An 18,669-nucleotide genomic window follows, 5' to 3' on the forward strand; every position below is an offset into this window, starting at 1 on the left:
ATTGGAAGCACAGGAATTTCGCATCTTTCGATCGGCTAGTGAGCGGTAATCTTCGCTCAATCAGCAGCGGAGTGACCTGTCATGTCCATACGTGAAATTCTCGCAATCAGCACCGGTCGCGCCACCTCTGACGGTGCCGGTGTCAGCCTGACCCGCCTGTTTGGCGGCGCTGCGCCGGAGCGATTCGATCCCTTTCTGATGCTCGACGAGTTCGGCTCGGATAACCCGGATGAGTACATCGCCGGCTTCCCGCCGCACCCGCATCGCGGCTTCGAAACGATCACCTACATGATCGAGGGCCGCATGCGCCACGAAGACCACTTGGGTAACGTCGGTTTGCTCGAAAGCGGCGGCGTGCAATGGATGACTGCGGCGCGCGGCGTGGTTCACAGTGAAATGCCGCAGCAGGAACGCGGCGTGATGCGCGGCTTTCAGCTGTGGCTCAACCTACCGGCAAAAAGCAAGATGGACGATCCGGACTACCGGGACTTCGCACCAGTGGAAATTCCGCGCGCTAGCCTGCCGAGCGGCATCGATGTCGTGGTTATCGCCGGGCGCTTCCAGGCTGAAGGCATCGAGCAGCCAGGCGCAGTGCAACGACCAGACACCCAGCCGCAACTCTTCGATCTGCACATGCCCGCCGGCACGAGTATCAGCCCGAGGATTGCCGATGGGCATCGGCTGATGCTCTATGTGTTTGAAGGTGAGCTAACGGTTGCCGGACAAACCATCGCCCGCAATCAGCTCGCCAGACTCTCCGAGCACGGCGAGCTGCAGCTGACGTCCAGCAGTGGCGCACGAGTTTTGCTACTAGCCGGTCGGCCGATTGGCGAGCCGATCGTCCAGTACGGCCCCTTTGTGATGAACAGCCGGGAAGAGATCGAACAGGCTTTGCGCGATTTTCGCGACGGCACACTTACGGAGTGATGGGCTTTTTCGGCAGCTTGCGATAAAGACTGGGCTCTCCCACCGGACGCGTCTTGAAGCGACGGTGGGCCCACAGGTATTGCTCGGGACGCTGCCGTACCGCGTCCTCGACCCACTCGTTGATGCGTCGACAATCGGCCTCTTCGCTTTCACCGGGAAAATCTTCCAGCGGCGCGTGAATCGTCAGCCTATAGCCGGAGCCATCGGCAAGACGCTCTTGCGTATACGGCACGACACGCGCCCTGCCCAGGCGGGCAAATTTGGTAGTAGCCGTCACGGTCGCTGCATTAATGCCGAACCATGGCACGAAAAGGCTCTGCTTGCGCCCGTAATCCTGGTCCGGCGCATACCAGATAGCTCGACCGGCGCGCAGCACTTTGAGCATCGCCCGTACGTCTTCACGTTCGATGGCGCTGGCGTCGAGATTGTGCCGCTCTCGCCCGCGCCGCTGGACGAAGTCAAACACCGCATTGTTGTGCTCGCGATACATACCATCGATGGTGTGGCGCTGACTCAGCAAGGCCGCACCAATTTCCAGCGTTGTGAAATGCAGTGCCATCAGAATTACGCCCTGCCCCTCAGTCTGCGCCTGCTGCAGATGCTCGAGCCCTTCAATTCGCGCCAGCCGCTGCAAACGCGCCTTGGGCCACCACCAACTCATCGCCATTTCGAAAAAGGCGATACCGGTCGAGGTGAAGTTCTCGCGCAACAGTCGCTCACGCTCTTTCTCGTTCATTTCAGGGAAACACAACTGCAAGTTGCGCCGTGCGATCTGCCGCCGCGAACGAGCCACGCGGTACATCAGCGCACCGAGGCCACGCCCAAGCAGCAGCAGCGCCCTATACGGCAGTTGGATCACCAGCCATAACAAACCCAGGCCCAACCATAGCGGCCAAAAACGTGGATGAAGAAAGGATGCACAAAAACGAGGACGATCCATCAGCAAGCTCGAACCGGTGAAAGCAAGCATTCTAGCGATAAATCGCTTACGCATGCGGCTGCGTCTCGATGCACGGCATCCGTCCGATAGGGCTTACGGTACTTGCAGGCCACGGCTTGCCCCGCTATAAGTCCTCGCCATTTACCGCAGCAGGCAGACCATGAGCCAAGCCGATCTTCCCGACCAAGCCCCCGTGTTCCAGCTTAAGGGCAGCATGCTGGCCATCACCATACTGGAACTGGCGCAGAACGACCTGGAGCGTCTCGATCAGCAGCTTGCCGTGAAGGTCGAACAAGCTCCGGACTTCTTTAACAACACGCCGTTGGTGCTCGCGCTGGACAAGCTTCCCGCCGACTGCAATCTCGATCTCCCCGCGCTCATCGCTCTCTGCCGCAAGCACGGTCTGCGCACCCTGGCGCTGCGTGCCAGCGACCCACAGACCATCGAGGCGGCGGACGCTCTTGATTTACCCGTATTACCGCCGTCCGGAGCCAAGGAACGCAAGCTGGACATCTCCAGCAAGGCCGCGGCACAACCGGCCAAGCCCGCCGAACCGGCCTACCGGCCTACTCGCGTCGTCACCACACCGATCCGTGGCGGGCAGCAGGTTTATGCCCAGGGTGGAGATCTGGTCGTACTCGCCGCTGTCAGCCCCGGCGCGGAACTTCTCGCCGATGGAAACATCCATGTCTACGGTCCGTTGCGCGGGCGCGCCCTGGCCGGTATCAAGGGCGACACCAACGCACGAATATTCTGCCAACAGCTCGCCGCCGAGATGGTCTCCATCGCCGGCCAGTACAAGGTCGCCGAAGACCTGCGACGCGACCCTTTATGGACCGAAGCAGTACAGATGAAGCTATCTGGCGACGTGTTGAACATCATCCGCCTTTAACGGATACTTCCGCGAATTTTCAAGCACCAAAACGGGCTTACCGTGAGCCGAATCGGCTACGGTCCCGATTTCCATATTTAGGGTGAATCACCTTGGCCAAGATCCTCGTAGTCACTTCCGGCAAAGGTGGCGTCGGTAAAACCACTACCAGCGCCGCTATCGGTACCGGCCTCGCTCTGCGCGGCCACAAGACCGTCATCGTCGACTTCGACGTGGGTCTGCGTAACCTGGACCTGATCATGGGCTGTGAGCGTCGAGTGGTGTATGACTTCGTCAACGTCATTCAGGGCGATGCCACCCTCACTCAGGCCCTGATCAAAGACAAGCGTCTCGAGAACCTCTATGTACTGGCCGCCAGCCAGACCCGCGACAAGGACGCCCTGACGCTCGAAGGCGTCGGCAAGGTGATCGACGAACTGGCCAAGACTTTCGAGTTCGTCATCTGCGACTCTCCGGCCGGTATCGAGAAAGGCGCACACTTGGCGATGTATTTCGCCGATGAAGCCATCGTGGTAACCAACCCGGAAGTGTCCTCGGTGCGCGACTCGGATCGCATGCTGGGTCTGCTGGCGAGCAAGTCCCGCCGCGCCGAGAATGGCGAAGATTCGATCAAAGAGCATCTGCTGCTGACCCGTTACAACCCTGAGCGGGTAGTCAAGGGCGAGATGCTCGGCGTCGAGGATGTCGAAGAAATCCTGTCGATCCGCCTGCTCGGCGTCATTCCGGAATCCCAAGCGGTGCTGAAGGCATCCAACCAGGGCGTACCGGTTATCCTCGACGATCAGAGCGATGCCGGTCAGGCCTACAGCGACGCCGTCGACCGGTTGTTAGGCAAGGAAGTGAACCATCGCTTCCTCGACGTGAAGAAGCAGGGCTTCCTGCAACGACTGTTCGGAGGCCGCGAATGAACCTCCTCGACTTCTTTCGTGAACGCAAGAAGAAGGAAACGCCTGCCAACATCGCCAAGGAACGCCTGCAGATCATCGTCGCCCATGAGCGCGGCCAGCGTACCCAGCCGGACTACTTGCCGGCCCTGCAGAAGGAGCTGGTCGAGGTGATTCGCAAATACGTCAACATCGACAGTGACCAAGTTCAGGTCGCCCTGGAAGATCAGGGCAGCTGTTCGATCCTTGAGCTGAACATCACCCTGCCGGATCGTTGACCGATCAGGCAGCGGCTAGCTCGCTTGTGCTGCGACAGTTTTCATCGGCGACTTCGGTCGCCGATTTCGTTTCCGGAATTCCAAGATGCCTCTGAGCAACATCCAGATCGTCCATCAGGACCCCGCCCTGCTGGTGATCAACAAGCCCACCCTTCTGCTATCCGTGCCCGGGCGCGCCGACGACAACAAGGACTGCCTCGTGACACGTCTGCAGGAAAATGGCTATCCGGAGGCTCGCATCGTTCATCGCCTGGACTGGGAGACTTCCGGCCTGATCGTGCTTGCGCGTGACGCGGACACTCACCGTGAACTGTCGCGCCAATTCCATGATCGCGAAACCGAAAAGGCCTATACCGCGCTGTGCTGGGGCGAGCCCGAGCAGCAGAGCGGCAGCATCGACCTGCCGCTGCGCTACGACCCTCCGACCAAGCCGCGGCACGTCGTCGACCATGAGCTGGGCAAACATGCCCTAACTTACTGGCGCGTACTGGGCCGCAACGGTGACTACAGCCGCGTCGAGCTCACGCCCATTACCGGACGCTCGCACCAGTTGCGCGTGCATATGCTTTCGATTGGCCATCCATTGCTTGGCGATCGTCTCTACGCGCATGAACGAGCCTTGGCGGCACATGATCGGCTGTGCCTGCATGCCAGCATGCTCGCCCTGACCCATCCGCAAACCGGCGAGCGCCTGCGCTTCGATTGCCCAGCACCGTTCTAAAAGCGATTTTCAAAGTCAAAACAAAGGGCTGGGGTTTGGCCGCTTGGAGCTTGCGGCCTGTGGCTTGCGACTTATCCGCGATAAACTCCGGGCCATTGCCGTCTGGAGTTAATCATGCGCGAAGAGCTGAACCAGGGTCTGATCGAATTTCTCAAGGCCTCCCCCACCCCATTCCATGCCACCGCCAGCCTGGCCCAGGCCCTGCAGACCGCCGGCTACAAGGCACTGGACGAAGGCGAAACGTGGCATACCGAGCCCGGCGGGCGTTATTACGTTACTCGTAATGATTCCGCGATCATTGCGTTCCAGCTTGGCAGCAAGTCGGTTATCGAGCATGGGATGCGCCTGGTTGGCGCCCACACGGACAGCCCCTGTCTGCGGGTCAAGCCGCAGCCGGAACTGCAGCGCCAGGGGTTTTGGCAGCTAGGCGTGGAAGTCTATGGCGGTGCACTGCTGGCGCCCTGGTTCGATCGCGATCTGTCGTTGGCCGGGCGCGTCACCTACAGCCGCGACGGAAGGATCGAAAGCCAGCTGATCGATTTCAAGCTACCGATCGCCGTGATCCCAAGCCTCGCCATTCACCTCAACCGGGAAGCCAACCAGGGCTGGGCGATCAATCCGCAGAACGAGCTACCGCCGATATTGGCGCAAATCGCCAGTGAGGAGCGCCCGGATTTCCGGGCACTGCTGGCTGACCAGCTCAGCCGCGAACACGGGCTGGTTGCCGACGTGGTGTTGGATTTTGAGTTGAGCTTCTATGACACTCAGAGCGCCGCGGTCATCGGGCTCAACGGCGAGTTCATTGCCGGTGCCCGACTGGACAATCTGCTGTCGTGCTTCGCCGGGTTGCAAGCGCTGCTGCGGGCCAGCCCAGAGGAAACCTGCATATTGGTCGGCACCGATCATGAAGAAGTCGGCTCCACCTCGATGTGCGGCGCGGACGGGCCTTTCCTAGAGCAGGTACTACGTCGTGTACTGCCCGAAGGCGAAGCATTCCAGCGCAGCATCAACCGTTCGTTGCTAATTTCGGCCGATAACGCACATGCGGTGCACCCCAACTACATCGACAAGCACGACGGCAACCACGGTCCGAAACTCAACGCCGGTCCGGTGATCAAGGTCAACAGCAATCAGCGTTACGCCACCAGCAGCGAAACTGCCGGATTCTTCCGTCATCTCTGCTTGGAGAACGAAGTATCAGTGCAAAGCTTCGTCACCCGCAGCGACATGGGTTGCGGCTCGACCATCGGCCCCATCACGGCCAGCCAGCTTGGCGTGCGAACCGTGGATATCGGTCTGCCAACCTTTGGCATGCATTCCATTCGCGAGCTGGCCGGGAGCCAAGATCTGGCGCATCTGGTCAAGGTGCTCAGTGCTTTCTATTCGAGCGCCGAGCTGCCTTGACCGCGGCACATCCAGGCGCGTAGTACGCGCCTGAGTCGCTCACGCGAGCCTGTCATCGATCACCAAGGCAACCTTTCCCGACACCTGGTTGCTGGCGAGCGCAGCAAATGCGGCGTCCACGTCGCGAATCGGAAAGCTGCGCTCCAGCCGAGGCGAAAGCGTCTTGTCGGCAAACAGCGGCCACAATTTTTCGTACATTTCCGCCAGCAAGTCGGCCTTGTAATCGGCGTCGCGGCTGCGCAGAGTCGAGCCAATCAGCTGGATACGCTTGGCCAGCAGACCGGCCAGATCCATCTCCGCCTTGCGTCCGCCCATAAGGCCGATGATTACCCACCGCCCATCCGTTGCGAGCAGCTGTGTATTGAGTGTCGCGTACTTGGCGCCGACCGGATCGAGGATCATGTCGAACGGTCCGAAATCGCGAAGTGCTTCCAGCGACTCCTCGCGCAGCACGCCGCCACGCGCTCCCAGCGATTCGCAATAGGCCAGACGTTCAGCCGAACCGACACTGACCCAGCAGGGGTTGTCGAACGCCTTGCATAGCTGGAGTGCCGCCGAGCCGACGCCACTGGCACCGGCATGTAACAGGACCTTTTCGCCAGGCTGTAGCGCTCCCAGGCGAAACAGATTGAGCCAGGCGGTGGAGTAGACCTCAGGAATCACAGCTGCCTCCTTCAGGGACAGCCCCTGCGGCACAGGAAGCACGTGACGGCCGTCGACGACCACCTCCTCCGCCATGCCACCACCGGCCAGCAATGTGCAGACCCGGTCGCCGATCTTATGCGAAACACCTCGCCCTACTTCGCTGATAACCCCTGCGCATTCCAGGCCAAGAATATCGGTCACGCCCGGCGGTGGCGGATAATGTCCAGCGCGCTGCAGCAAATCCGCCCGGTTCAGGCCCGCTGCAGCCACTCGGATCCTCACCTCACCTTCGCCGCACACCGGAGCGGCGCGTTCCGCCCACTCGACCTGTCCTTCAACGCCTTGCAATGCCTTCATGCTGCCTCCATAGTGGTTCGCACCTGTGCCCGCTCAACCGTTACTCGCCGGCAGTGCAGGTCGTGATGAATTCCCCATCAGGCTACATAGCGATGCGCCCGTCTGAAACCATTGTTTACCGATCCGGTAAAGGTCTCGGCCGGGGGCTCGCTCTGCCGGTCTGGCGCGATCTCTATCACGGCGTGCTTGCCGCCAGGTACCATCGGGCTGTTGTTTTTTCCGCCGGGCGGGCCCCGTCCGGCGCCTGATTGATGGCCTAATATGCGTTATTACCCAGCCTCGCGTCGCTCCTTGGAAATGAAACGATCATTGACTGCGGGTTTTCTAGCCCTGCTGCTAGGCCTTCAGGCCAACTCTATCCTGGCCAAACCAGCCGACGGGCATGACTGGGACTATCTGCAACCCGACCGTGACCAAGTAATTGCCAGCCTCAACGTGGTCGAGCTGCTCAAGCGCCATCACTACAACAAGCCGCCACTCAGCGACGCCCGCTCGGCAAAGATCTTCGATAGCTATATCGAGATGCTCGATCCATCGCGCAGCTACTTCACTGCTGGCGATTTGGCGGAATTCGAGGCCTGGCGCAACGAATTCGACAATTTCTTGAAGAACGGCAACCTCGAACCCGGCTTTGCAATTTACAAAGTCCACCTGGAGCGCTTGAAAAGCCGGCTTCAATACGCCCTGAGCCTGCTTGAAAAAGGCGTCGACAGCTTCGATTTCAGCATTGACGAAGAATTGCTCGTCGATCGCGAGAACGCCGCCTGGCCCAAAGATGCTACGGAGCTCGATGAGCTCTGGCGCAAACGCGTCAAGGATGAAGTGCTGCGATTGAAGATCGCCGGCAAGGAACCCAAGGCTATCGAGGAGCTACTCACCAAGCGTTACAAGAACCAGCTATCGCGTCTGGAGCAGACCCGTGGCGAAGATGTATTCCAGACCTACATCAATGCGTTCGCGCAATCCTACGATCCGCATACCCAGTATCTGTCGCCTGATAATGCAGAAAATTTCGATATCAATATGAGCCTTTCTCTGGAAGGCATCGGCGCCGTGCTGCAAAGCGACAACGAGCACGTCAAGGTGGTGCGCCTGGTCCCAGCCGGACCTGCCGAGAAGAGCAAGCAAATCGCACCGGCCGACAAGATCATTGGCGTTGGTCAAAGTGACGAAGAAATGGTCGACGTTATCGGCTGGCGGCTTGATGAGGTAGTGAAACTGATCCGTGGCCCCAAGGGTTCGGTTGTTCGCCTCGAAGTCATTCCGGCCAGCAACGCGCCGAACGATCAGAGCAGCAAGGTCGTGGCCATCACCCGCGAAGCCGTCAAGCTCGAAGAGCAGGCGGCGAAAAAGTCGGTGCTCAACTTGGAGCATGAAGGCCGAGAATACAAACTTGGCGTTATCGAACTTCCGGCTTTTTATCTCGACTTCAAAGCACTTCGTGCGGGAGACAAGAATTACAAGAGCACCACCCGGGACGTGAAAAAACTGCTGACAGAGCTGGAGCAGGAAAAGGTCGACGGCGTCGTCATTGACCTGCGCAACAACGGCGGCGGCTCGCTTCAAGAGGCCACCGAGCTGACCGGTCTGTTCATCGACCAGGGCCCGACTGTGCTGGTTCGCAATAGCGATGGTCGTGTCGATGTCCTCGCGGACGAGCAGGCAGGCGCGTTCTACAAGGGGCCGCTGGCTGTATTGGTGAACCGACTGTCAGCATCGGCCTCGGAGATCTTCGCTGGCGCTATGCAGGACTATCATCGGGCACTGATCGTCGGTGGCCAGACCTTCGGCAAGGGCACCGTGCAGACCGTCCAGCCACTCAATCACGGTGAATTGAAGCTCACGCTCGCTAAATTCTATCGAGTATCGGGGCAAAGCACCCAGCACCAAGGCGTGATCCCGGATATCTCCTATCCAGCCGAAGTCGACACTAAGGAAATCGGTGAGAGCGCTCTACCCGAGGCGCTGCCATGGGACAGTATTCGCGCCGCAATCAACCCGGACATAAATCCATTCAAGCCATTTCTTTCCGAGCTCAAGGCGCGCCATGAAGCACGTACCGGTAAAAACCCCGACTTCGTCTTCACCCGTGATCGTCTTGCCCTGACTCAGGAACTCATGCACGAGACCAGCGTGAGCCTCAACGAGGAGAAACGACGGGCGCAGCAGGAGCGCATCGAAAAGCGCCAGCTGGCACTCGAAAATGCGCTGCGCAAGGCCAAGGGTGAGGAACCGCTGGCCAAGCTCGAACGGGACGATGAAACGACGCCGCAAATCGAAGAAAAGATCAAGCCCGAGGATGACGCTTATCTCTCGGAGAGCGGGAGAGTCCTGCTGGACTATCTGGGGCTTCAGGACGCGATGGCCAAAAACGGCTCTTCCGAGCGGTAGCATCTGCAATGTCATCAAAGTGACATCACCGCGTCGTGAAATACGAAGGGCCGCCGTTTGTGCGGCCCTTCGCATTTCAACAACCCCCACGAGACCACCATGACCGTCACCGAGCAGTTGAGCACGCTGGATCACATCCTCGCTCACGGCGACATCACCACCCTCTTCCAACCAATCGTTTCGCTCTCCGAGCGACGCATACTCGGGTATGAGGCATTGACACGCGGCCCCTCCAATACGCCGCTTCACTCGCCAATCAATCTGCTCGCTGCAGCTCGCCACGCGGGTCGCCTCAACGAACTGGAAATGATTTGCCGCGAAAACGCCTGCCGCCGTTACAGCCAGCAACAATTGCAGGGAACGTTATTCCTCAACGCGTCGCCGGAAACCTTGCTCGACGCCACCCATAAACCGGGCTGCACCCTGGCACTTCTGCAGAAGTATGGGATTCCTGCAGCCAAGGTAGTAATCGAACTTACCGAGCAGACGCCTACCGACGATTTCGAACTGCTCGACGCGGCCCTGCATCACTATCGCGACATGGGATTCTCCATTGCACTGGATGACCTGGGTGCCGGTTACTCAAGTCTGCGCATGTGGTCGGAGCTGCGCCCGGATTACGTCAAGATCGATCGCTATTTCATCGACGGCATTCACCGGGACGCCGTCAAACGCGAGTTCGTCGAATCGATCATGAAGATCGCAAGAGCCTCGCGAGCGCAAGTAATTGCCGAAGGTATCGAGCTGAGCGAAGAGCTCAGGATCCTATCGGACATGGGCATTGATCTGGTACAGGGTTATCTCTTAGGTCGACCGGTAGAAGAGCCAGGCACCGATGGTGTAGCCGTTTACCTTCCAAACACCGATAACAACGATGAGGTGCTCGATGCGGACAATCCAGACCTGTCCGCGCTGGTACTAGGGCAATCTGCGGTTGCCGCCTCGTACCCGATAGCCGATGTGCTGGAGCTGTTCCGTCTGCAGGCGAATTTGAACTCTGTCGCCGTGATCGACTCGATGAACACTCCAGTCGGCATCGTCCACCGAAGCCTGCTTTCCGAAGCATTGCTCAAGCCCTTTGCAACCGACCTGCTGGCGCGTAAACCCATCAGCAGGCTGATGAGCGATGATTTCCTCGCGGTAGAGCTAGGCCAATCCCTGCAACAAGTCAGTCGGCTGCTGACCAGCCGAGCCCGGCAGCGCATCGATGAAGACTTCGTAATCACCTGCAACGGCTGTTATCACGGATTGGGGCGGGTGATCGACGTGCTCAAGCTGATCACTGAAATGAAGATCCAGCAGGCGCGCCATGCCAATCCGCTAACGCTGCTACCAGGAAACGTGCCGATTCAGCAGTGCCTGACGCGCCTGTTACGACAAGGCCATGAGGCGGTGATCTGCTACGTGGACATCGATCACTTCAAGCCTTTCAACGACCTCTACGGTTATGCCAAGGGAGATGAAATCCTGCTGTGTCTTGCTCATTGCCTCAATGAGCAGGTCGATTCGAGCTGTGACTTCGTCGGCCACATTGGTGGCGATGACTTCATGCTGGTAATGAATTCAAAGGACTGGCCAATGAGAATCCGCGGACTGTTCGAAGCATTCGAGCGGCGTTGCCGGCCGTTCTACCGCAACGAACATCTCGCACAAGGTTGCTTCATTGCCGAGGGACGGCAAGGCGGCCAGCAGCGCTATCCTCTGCTTTCACTTTCGGTTGGTGCCGTCCATCTCAGGCCAAATCCCGCCGTCGAACTTGACGCTGCGTCCCTCGCCGCGCTGGCTTCCGAAGCCAAGCGCCAAGCCAAGCAAAAACCCGGCTTCAGCCTTCACGCTATCGATGCGGAGCAGCGCCAGCCTGACGATCAAAGTCCGAGTTTTGCGGCGCTGGCCTTGTAGCGTTCCGCCTGTTGTTTATCAGCCGTAAGCCCGTGCCCGCCAACTGCGTACAGCTGAGCCAGACGGGTCGCGGCCAAGGGATGGCCAGCCTTGACGGCGAGTGACCACCAATGTGCCGCCTGGACGCCATCCGGGCCATGCGTAGCGTCCTCACTGAGACTGACCACGCCCATTTGATAGGCCGCTTTGGCGTCACCACTCTCGGCAGCCAGGCGAAGCAAGCGGACACCTTCTTTCTTAGCCCCGTATCCCTGCCCGCGAAAAAGCAGGATGTGACCATAAAAACTTTGTGCTTTCGTATTTCCGATCGCCGCCATGCGAGAAAACTGGCCTTCCATCCAGCGCCACAGCGTTGGCTGCTGCACAGCCCAGCGCGCGCCCATCAGTTTGCGCGCGATTACATAACCGGCTCGGGCCCGGATCGTCTGTAGCATCACGGTACCTCCGGGTAATCGAACTCAAATACCCGTGCGACTTCTCCGGCATGCCAAGAGGCAGCAGCCGGCCCATCCGAAGAGCCTGAAAACCGCCCGAGACGAGCGGCACATTCAAAAAAGCCTGTCCGAGGTAACCTGCTGGCGCCTTGACTGATCACCAGCGCGCTGCGCAACGGGCGATCAGCGCGCGCATCAAGCGCCGCCAAATGCTCTAGCGCCGCCGTCAATGTCTGCATGGCGGGCACCGGAAGTTCAAGTCGCTCGACCAGGGCACGATAGGTGACCAGATGACGTTGCCGCCGCGCCGCAGCCAGCTCATCCAGCAAGGCCTGCCAATGCGGTCGACTGATGCGAATCGACACCGCCGCGTCTCTCAAGCTTCCTGCTCCCATCCCGTAATCTCCATCGCGCGGGCCAGCGCGCGGCGTATGGCCTCATCGGGGTCACGTTCCCCGCTCTCGATAAGTGCCAAGTAGGGAGGGCTGATACCGACGGAACGCGCCAATTCCTCCTGGCTTATCCCCTTGGCTTCCCGCATTGCGGACAGCTCACTGAATCGTGGCAGAGCGACTGGAGTCCCAGTGTCGGCCAATGCCACGGTAGGCCTGCCAATGGCGTTCAGAAGAGCCTGATATTCATCCCAAGGCAGCACGGCATACTCCGGCACGCCGTCACGCATGATGACCTGGACATTCATCCCCTACCCCGCTCGCTGTTCGATCCAAAAACGGATCTTAACAGCCTGCGTATGGTTTTTTAGCCAAAGAGACCGCACTAAGGAGTGAAAGGGAAGCGCGCACTTAAGCGCACTAAAGGATTAATTCCCGTCGTATCGCCTCACGTTCGGCTGCGGCGCGCCCCGCTGACATCCTCGCCCATGGGCTCATCCGACGCTGGTAGGCTATCGATCTCCGCCTGCACATCAGCCGATTGATTGTCTCGCCAGGCGCGGAATGCCTGCAGCTCACCAGACCATTGGCGCATCACCCAGCCGAGGACCGCCAGGTCATCAATGAATCCAAGTCCTGGGAGCCAGTCTGGAATGGCGTCCAAAGGCGATAGGAAGTACAGCAGCCCGGCAACGGCAGCTACCAACGCCGGCCTGCTAACCGATCGGTACTCGCCCTTCCACCATGCAACGCATAACGCTTGAAGCAAACCTAAGTCTTCCCTGAGCCCTTTGATGAGCCCACCTCGAGATGAACTCTTACGCGCAACGGCAATGAGTACCGCTGGTAGCCGCCCATGGGCGAGAACACGCTGTGCGAGCGGCAAATATTTCATGAATTTCCAAGGTGCTTTCATCTGTAACCTCTCTCAAAGGCCCGCCATGTTTGGGTCTAGCGGCTTATCCACAAAACCTGTGGATAACCTTGTGAACAGATTCTGGATGACTGCCTCAAACGCCCGCCTGATGCGGGTTGCAAACAGATCGACGAGTTTTTGCTCACCCCAACAAAATCTTTAAAAAACAATAAGTTAAAAATTTAACGGCAAACAAAATCAACGACGGTACAAGCTTGCGGTGCGCCGACCTCAGAATGTGCATAACCGTAACATGTCAACGTTTTTCTAAGGCGATTTCGGCGTCAACGGGTATAGAAAAAACCCTCCTGACGTTCTAACAGGGACAACGCCAGCACCGGCTACGTTCGCACTACTCAAGGGCTGTTCCCGTTTCGTCGTGGCCGCAACGGAGCCATGCGACGCTGCAAACTTGGCAAGGGAATAACCAATACCGGCGCCCCGAGCGATCTCTGTGATGGAGTGAATGCCCAAAAGCTCGCCAGGGGCGGAAGCTGCCTTGCTGAACGCCGCCCGGCCTGAATCATTTAGCGAAGCAGCGCGGCTCGCAGCAAAACGGGAACAGACCCAAACGTTCGTAGCCCGTCTCGCAGCGGTCGAGTAGCTAGGAATTATCAGTGAGGTAACGCTTAAAATAAAAAACCGGTCGAAAGACCGGTCTTTTATCGCTGGCTCGCCTGATCAGTTAATGCTCAGCTTAGCTCGGTTCTTTTCCAGAGTGGCCGCGCCGATGCCTTTGACTTCCAGCAACTCGTCGACCGAACTGAATGGGCCATGTGCTTCACGATATTCAACGATGGCTTTGGCCTTGGTCGCTCCGATCCCTTTGAGCTCACGAGTCAGGGTCTCGGCGTCGGCCGCGTTGAGGTTAACTGCCACAGCTTCGGCTACCGCAACGTTTACTGGTTCGACGGCAGGTTGAGCTTTGGCAGCGTAGCTGCCGGTGGAGATGCTGGCGAGCAGTGCGAAGACCGCTGCGGAGAGAAAAGACTTGGTCATTTGTTCACGTCCCTTTGAGTGTCGGAATTCCGGCGCGGTACTCCATGCGCCGCATCGACACTTTAAGCCGCAACACTGGCAAGTCAAATCGCGGCGTCGGTTCTGTGACCCACGCCCCGCTGGACGACTTATCGCATAGCGTTGAACAGGCTCAGACCGGCAATCTTCACGTAGCTCTGCTGCGCTGCCTCGAGTACAACAGTCTGCATGGACAACCGGGATAATGCCTCGGCGTAGTCCACTTCGCGCAGATCGGCCTGGACGCCTTTATTGACCAGCGTGACATCTTCGTTGTCCGTTTGCGTAGTCTCGATCGTGTTCAGCCGCGCACCGATATTGCCGCGCGCTGCGTCGACGCTGACCATGCCATGGTCCAAATTCGTCAGAGCTACGGCCACCGCGTCGCGTACGCCGTTACTGGCGACTCCCGGTTCTTCCAGCGCTTTTCTCAGTCCGGCGATAGTGTTAAGCAAGCCCTGCTTGTTTGAATCTGGAGTAAGCGTGACGCTGGCGGTCTCTCCACCGACGGCAGCCCCATCAAGCTGCAAGGCAACACCGCGGAACACTAGTTCGTCGCTCCGACCCGAATCACTGTCTAGTTTGCCCGACGCAAGGATCAGCGGGTCAGCCAGGTCAGAAGGATCTGCTGGGGGGGCATTGAGGTCATAGATTACGTAGTCCGTCTCGGACGTAAAGCGGACACCGATACCTGCAGCCGGAAACGACGGAGTTCCCGCAAAAGCAACTTCGTCCTGTATCAGTGGAGCAGAGACACCAAGTGTCGAACCAGGTGTAAGCGTGTTGTCGAAAGCAGTCTGCAAACGACCCGCGTTGGTGACGTTTTCAAAGATTGATTTGCCATTGTCGCTAATGGGTATGTTCAACGAGCTCGCAATTTGCAAATTGCGTTGACCTTCGTCACCAACGTAGCTGTAGCTTCCGTCCGCGCTGCGCACAAAAGGCTGCGTCTTGCCCTGAAAGCCAGAAAACAGATACTCGCCGCGTGCATTGCGCGTATTCATCAACGAGAGGAGTTCATCCTCACGCTCACCCAGTTCGGCAGCAATGGCCTTGCGGTCCTGCGGATCGAGCGCACCGTTGCCGGCCTGCACGGCCAGTTCCCGAACACGCTGAAGCACGGTGTTGACCGAGTTCAGCGTTACTTCTTCCTGGGTCAGGCTGTTCTTGGCAGCCGTCAGGTTGTCGTTGTACTGACCCAGCACACTCTGCTGCTGCTCCAATTGCAGTAGGCGTACCGATGCAACTGGATCGTCCGCTGGCGTAAGGATGCGGTTCCCGGTGCTGATCTGCTCCTGTGTCCGCGTTGCGTTGGCATAGTTTCGCTGAATGCCATTAACGCCATTATTGAATGCTTGCAAGGTCGAGATGCGCATGGGCGGGCCTGTTACCTGAAGGTGCTGATCAATGTATCGAACAAGGAGCGGGCAACTTGAATGATCTGTGCCGAGGCGTTGTAGTACTGCTCGAACTTGATCAGGTTGGCGGCTTCCTCGTCGAGATTCACGGCCGAGAGCGAGTCCCGGTTATCGGTGGCTTGCTTGAGAATCGCGCCCGTCGCTTCGCTGTCCATCCGCGCCTGGGCAGTCAACGTTCCTACGCGCTCAACCAGCTCTCCATAGCCATCGGTAAAGCTTTTTCCTGAACCGGGAACATTCGCATCGACCCCAACTGTCGGACTGGACTGTAAGTCGACCATCTTCAGCGCGTTGCGGTTATCCGAAACGCCATTCTGATTGAATCCAATGGTGAACGTGTCTCCGTCCTGAGGGCGCCCGCTGACGGTGAAAGTGAAGCTATTGCCATCAATGGTGATAGACAACTCATTGGTTTGCCCTGGGGTGAATTCAGCAGGACTTAGCTGGGAGACACCGGCACCACTAATGGTTGGAGGGCTGCCGCTGTTATAAGTCAAGGTGATATCAGCCGGAAGCGCCGCTTTCAGCGCAGCTATATCGATCGACTCAGAAGTTTCCGGCTGGCTGATAACGCCAGTGCCAGCGTTCTGTAAGTTACTTTGCGCCTGCACCGGTGCGGCGAATGCAAGCTGATCAGCCTGGTCTAGAACCGATTTGATGTCGGTCGCGCCGCGCCTGGTTGGTTGTAACGAGAACTTGTCCCCAGCCTGCGGCGTGCCGCTAATTCCGACTGTAAAGCCCTGATCATTGCCAGCGCTGTCGGCAAAGCTCAGATAAGCCGGTGGTCCGGCATTGGGCGTAACGGTAATGCTGGCAGAGTCGCTCAAGCGTCTTGCGGAATAATTGGTGCCGTCGAACTCCAGACGATAGTCGCTGAGGGTCAGGCTGCCGGTGTCGGTGATCTTGAGTGACGCATCAGCTGCCGAAGTATTTCCGCTGAATGGCGTCGCGCGCAGGTCCATCAGCGAGGCGGCATTGAAATCACCGAACAGCGCTGCACCGACCTCTCCTTTCAGGTCCAGGCCCTGGGTTTGCTGCGAGTTGACCTGATCACTTACGGCAAGCGCTAACCTGCCGAGCGAATTCATCGTAGAGTCCAATACTTCTTCGCGGTAACGAATCAAACCACCCAGCTCACCTCCGGTGATTTGCGAGGTAATACCTTGGCGCGAGCCGCCGCTGACGAACTGTATCTCGTGACGATTGGGATCGCTTTGTCCGGGCACGACTTCCAACTTGCTGACGGTATTGCCTACCACCAGCGGCTGCCCGGTGCCTACCGAGATGTTGAAACTGTTGTCGTCCTGCGGTACGACGGTAATGCCTATATAGGTGGAAAGCTGCCGCACTGCCTCGTCCCGTGAATCGAGCAAGTCATTGGGTTGCTTGCCGTTGGCAGAAGCGGTCGCAATGGCCTGGTTGAGGCTGCCGATCGTTCCAGCTAGACGATTGACCTGATCGGTGACCGCCGCCATCTGTTTGTTGGTGAAGCTGTTCTGTTCGGTCAGCCGATCGGAAACGGTATTGAATCGACGCGCCAGCCCTTCCGCTTCCGCCAGTACAAGTTGGCGTGCCGGAATATTGGCCGGATCTTCTGCCGCCGTCTGCAGCGCCGAGAAAAATTTCTGCAGAGAAGGCGTAATGCCCGTCGTGCTGCCTGCGAGCAAGGAGTCGAGCTGATCGATCTGGCTTTTGTAAGATTCGACGTCGCTGCTCAATGAGGTACTGCTGCGCAGCTGGCTCGTTAGGAACTCGCTATACGTACGGCGGATTTCTACCAGCGTCGTACCCGAACCCACGTAGCCCGCGCCGCTGAACTGCGGTGTACGGGTAGCCTGGGATGCATCCTGGCGGCTGTAGCCGGGAGTATTGACGTTGCTGATGTTGTGGCCCGTGATGGACAGCTGGCTTTTGCTCGCGCTCAGGCCTGACAGGCCAATATTCAGTAGGTCAGCCATGATTAGCCTCTAGTCCGCATGGCGGGAGCCGAACTCGCGTCGGCGATTGTCTGGTAGGTCTGCACTTTGCGGGCGATCTGGTTGATCTTGCTCGCGTAATGTGGGTCGGTTGCGTAACCAGCTCGTTGCAACTCGTTGACGAAGCGCTCCGAGTCGCCGGAAGTGCTCGCGACCTGGATAGCCGACTGGTAGCGGTCGTTGTTTTCCAGCAAACGGACGTAATCGTTGAAGCTCTGCTCGAACGAGTCGTAAGCGCGGAAGCCAGCCATCTGCTTGGTTGCCTTACCGTTGACGTATTCGGTGGTTTTCACCCGGGTGGATTCTCCATCCCAGCCGTTAGCCTTGATGCCGAACAGGTTGTGGCTGTTGCTGCCGTCCTTCTGGCGAATCATCGATTTGCCCCAACCGGTTTCCAGTGCGGCCTGTGCCACCAGGAAACGTGGCTCAACGCCGAGACGCTTGGCCGCCTTTTCAGCCATAGGCAGCATGGTTGCGATGAATTCATCCGGCGAGCTGAAACGCGTCTTGCTCGGTGCGCTCGGCACCGTCGCCTCGACGCCGTTGACGATTAGCGGTGCATCTTGGGGCGCAGCGAAGGCGGTCGCAGGTTTCCAGTCAAGGTTCACCAGCGGCTGCGGCTTGCCCGCCTGTTCGACCTCGGAATTCTTTGTTGCAACCTCGGCGGATGGACGCTCCGCAAGTTTGCCAGGCAGCGCCAGACGTCGCTGGTTGAGCAGCTGCGAATCATTTCTCGCTGGGTCTACCGGCGCCACGGCGGCGTTAGGATTGCTTGCCCACTTGGCACCAGCGGTCTGCGCGACCTGGCCGAACGGGTTGGGTTTTTCGCTGGGTTCCTGCAGCTTGCTCAGCTGCCGAATCAGAACGTCGGCCAGACCGATACCGCCACCCTCTTTGGAAAGGGTGACCGACAATTGCTGGTCGTGCATGTCTTGGTATTGCTTGCTGGCCTGGCTGTTGAACGGATTGTCCTTGGACATGACGTCGGTGGCCGAGCGCATCGACTTGAGCATTTCGTTGATGAACAAAGACTCGAACTCTTGAGCGACCTTGCGCACGTTCTCCGCGCCGTCACGGTCCTTGCCCACCTTGAGCTGATTCAGACGATTCAGGTCAGAGTAGCTACCGCTGTCAGGCGTGCGTCGGCCAATTCCCAGTCGATTTTCCATCTCGTCGTC

Annotated in this window: 18 protein-coding genes; 8 read left to right on the forward strand and 10 right to left on the reverse strand. The window is 58.6% G+C overall.

Going from position 1 to position 18,669, the window contains the following annotated elements:
* Nucleotides 1-81 precede the first annotated feature (81 nt).
* The gene (locus AC2LD7_RS11270; protein ID WP_484597821.1) at nucleotides 82-927 is read left to right on the forward strand and encodes a pirin family protein; all 846 of its coding nucleotides are present in this window, start codon (nucleotides 82-84) and stop codon (nucleotides 925-927) included.
* Here the strand turns inward: AC2LD7_RS11270 and AC2LD7_RS11275 are convergent.
* The gene (locus tag AC2LD7_RS11275; protein WP_484597822.1) at nucleotides 917-1,867 is read right to left on the reverse strand and encodes a lipid A biosynthesis lauroyl acyltransferase; all 951 of its coding nucleotides are present in this window, start codon (nucleotides 1,865-1,867) and stop codon (nucleotides 917-919) included. The genes AC2LD7_RS11270 and AC2LD7_RS11275 overlap by 11 nt on opposite strands.
* Nucleotides 1,868-2,027: 160 nt before the next feature.
* Between AC2LD7_RS11275 and minC the strand changes: the two genes are divergently transcribed.
* From minC to AC2LD7_RS11300, 5 genes are all read left to right on the forward strand, one after another.
* Complete coding sequence (minC, locus tag AC2LD7_RS11280) at nucleotides 2,028-2,759, forward strand: septum site-determining protein MinC (protein ID WP_484597823.1); 732 nt, start codon at nucleotides 2,028-2,030, stop codon at nucleotides 2,757-2,759.
* A gap of 92 nt (nucleotides 2,760-2,851) precedes the next feature.
* On the forward strand, nucleotides 2,852-3,667 hold the full coding sequence (minD, locus tag AC2LD7_RS11285) for a septum site-determining protein MinD (protein WP_484597824.1): 816 nt from the start codon (nucleotides 2,852-2,854) through the stop codon (nucleotides 3,665-3,667).
* The gene (gene minE, locus AC2LD7_RS11290; RefSeq protein WP_019341568.1) at nucleotides 3,664-3,921 is read left to right on the forward strand and encodes a cell division topological specificity factor MinE; all 258 of its coding nucleotides are present in this window, start codon (nucleotides 3,664-3,666) and stop codon (nucleotides 3,919-3,921) included. Before minD ends, minE begins: the two co-directional genes overlap by 4 nt.
* Nucleotides 3,922-4,006: 85 nt before the next feature.
* A complete protein-coding gene (locus tag AC2LD7_RS11295) occupies nucleotides 4,007-4,642 on the forward strand; it encodes an RluA family pseudouridine synthase (protein WP_484597825.1) in 636 nt (211 codons plus the stop codon).
* 114 nt (nucleotides 4,643-4,756) lie between these two features.
* Nucleotides 4,757-6,046 carry a M18 family aminopeptidase gene (locus AC2LD7_RS11300; protein WP_484597826.1) on the forward strand — a complete coding sequence of 430 codons (1,290 nt, stop codon included), beginning with the start codon at nucleotides 4,757-4,759 and terminating at the stop codon, nucleotides 6,044-6,046.
* Between the two features lie 39 nt (nucleotides 6,047-6,085).
* Here the strand turns inward: AC2LD7_RS11300 and AC2LD7_RS11305 are convergent, their stop codons facing one another.
* The gene (locus tag AC2LD7_RS11305) at nucleotides 6,086-7,048 is read right to left on the reverse strand and encodes an NAD(P)H-quinone oxidoreductase (protein ID WP_484597827.1); all 963 of its coding nucleotides are present in this window, start codon (nucleotides 7,046-7,048) and stop codon (nucleotides 6,086-6,088) included.
* Nucleotides 7,049-7,345: 297 nt separating this feature from the next.
* Between AC2LD7_RS11305 and AC2LD7_RS11310 the strand changes: the two genes are divergently transcribed.
* Complete coding sequence (locus tag AC2LD7_RS11310; RefSeq protein ID WP_484597828.1) at nucleotides 7,346-9,439, forward strand: carboxy terminal-processing peptidase; 2,094 nt, start codon at nucleotides 7,346-7,348, stop codon at nucleotides 9,437-9,439.
* 99 nt (nucleotides 9,440-9,538) lie between these two features.
* Complete coding sequence (locus AC2LD7_RS11315) at nucleotides 9,539-11,338, forward strand: bifunctional diguanylate cyclase/phosphodiesterase (RefSeq protein WP_484597829.1); 1,800 nt, start codon at nucleotides 9,539-9,541, stop codon at nucleotides 11,336-11,338.
* Here AC2LD7_RS11315 and AC2LD7_RS11320 read toward each other — a convergent pair.
* The 8 genes from AC2LD7_RS11320 to flgJ form a co-directional block, all read right to left on the reverse strand.
* Nucleotides 11,305-11,772, reverse strand: a complete 468-nt coding sequence (locus AC2LD7_RS11320) for an SEL1-like repeat protein (protein WP_484597830.1) — start codon at nucleotides 11,770-11,772, stop codon at nucleotides 11,305-11,307. The two genes, AC2LD7_RS11315 and AC2LD7_RS11320, sit on opposite strands and share 34 nt — an antisense overlap.
* Nucleotides 11,772-12,167, reverse strand: a complete 396-nt coding sequence (locus AC2LD7_RS11325) for a hypothetical protein (RefSeq protein ID WP_484597831.1) — start codon at nucleotides 12,165-12,167, stop codon at nucleotides 11,772-11,774. The genes AC2LD7_RS11320 and AC2LD7_RS11325 overlap by 1 nt, the downstream gene beginning before the upstream one ends.
* Entirely contained in the window at nucleotides 12,149-12,472 is a 324-nt protein-coding gene (locus AC2LD7_RS11330; RefSeq protein ID WP_484597832.1) for a helix-turn-helix domain-containing protein, read from the reverse strand. The genes AC2LD7_RS11325 and AC2LD7_RS11330 overlap by 19 nt, the downstream gene beginning before the upstream one ends.
* A 140-nt stretch (nucleotides 12,473-12,612) precedes the next feature.
* A complete protein-coding gene (locus tag AC2LD7_RS11335; RefSeq protein ID WP_484597833.1) occupies nucleotides 12,613-13,080 on the reverse strand; it encodes a YkvA family protein in 468 nt (155 codons plus the stop codon).
* 681 nt (nucleotides 13,081-13,761) lie between these two features.
* Nucleotides 13,762-14,079, reverse strand: a complete 318-nt coding sequence (locus AC2LD7_RS11340) for a ComEA family DNA-binding protein (RefSeq protein ID WP_484597834.1) — start codon at nucleotides 14,077-14,079, stop codon at nucleotides 13,762-13,764.
* Between the two features lie 128 nt (nucleotides 14,080-14,207).
* The gene (flgL, locus tag AC2LD7_RS11345; protein WP_484597835.1) at nucleotides 14,208-15,473 is read right to left on the reverse strand and encodes a flagellar hook-associated protein FlgL; all 1,266 of its coding nucleotides are present in this window, start codon (nucleotides 15,471-15,473) and stop codon (nucleotides 14,208-14,210) included.
* A gap of 11 nt (nucleotides 15,474-15,484) precedes the next feature.
* Complete coding sequence (flgK, locus tag AC2LD7_RS11350) at nucleotides 15,485-17,473, reverse strand: flagellar hook-associated protein FlgK (protein ID WP_484597836.1); 1,989 nt, start codon at nucleotides 17,471-17,473, stop codon at nucleotides 15,485-15,487.
* 2 nt (nucleotides 17,474-17,475) lie between these two features.
* Nucleotides 17,476-18,660, reverse strand: coding sequence for a flagellar assembly peptidoglycan hydrolase FlgJ (gene flgJ / locus AC2LD7_RS11355; RefSeq protein WP_484597837.1), 1,185 nt, complete (start codon nucleotides 18,658-18,660; stop codon nucleotides 17,476-17,478).
* Nucleotides 18,661-18,669: the final 9 nt, after the last annotated feature.

The organism is Stutzerimonas sp., from assembly GCF_982611455.1.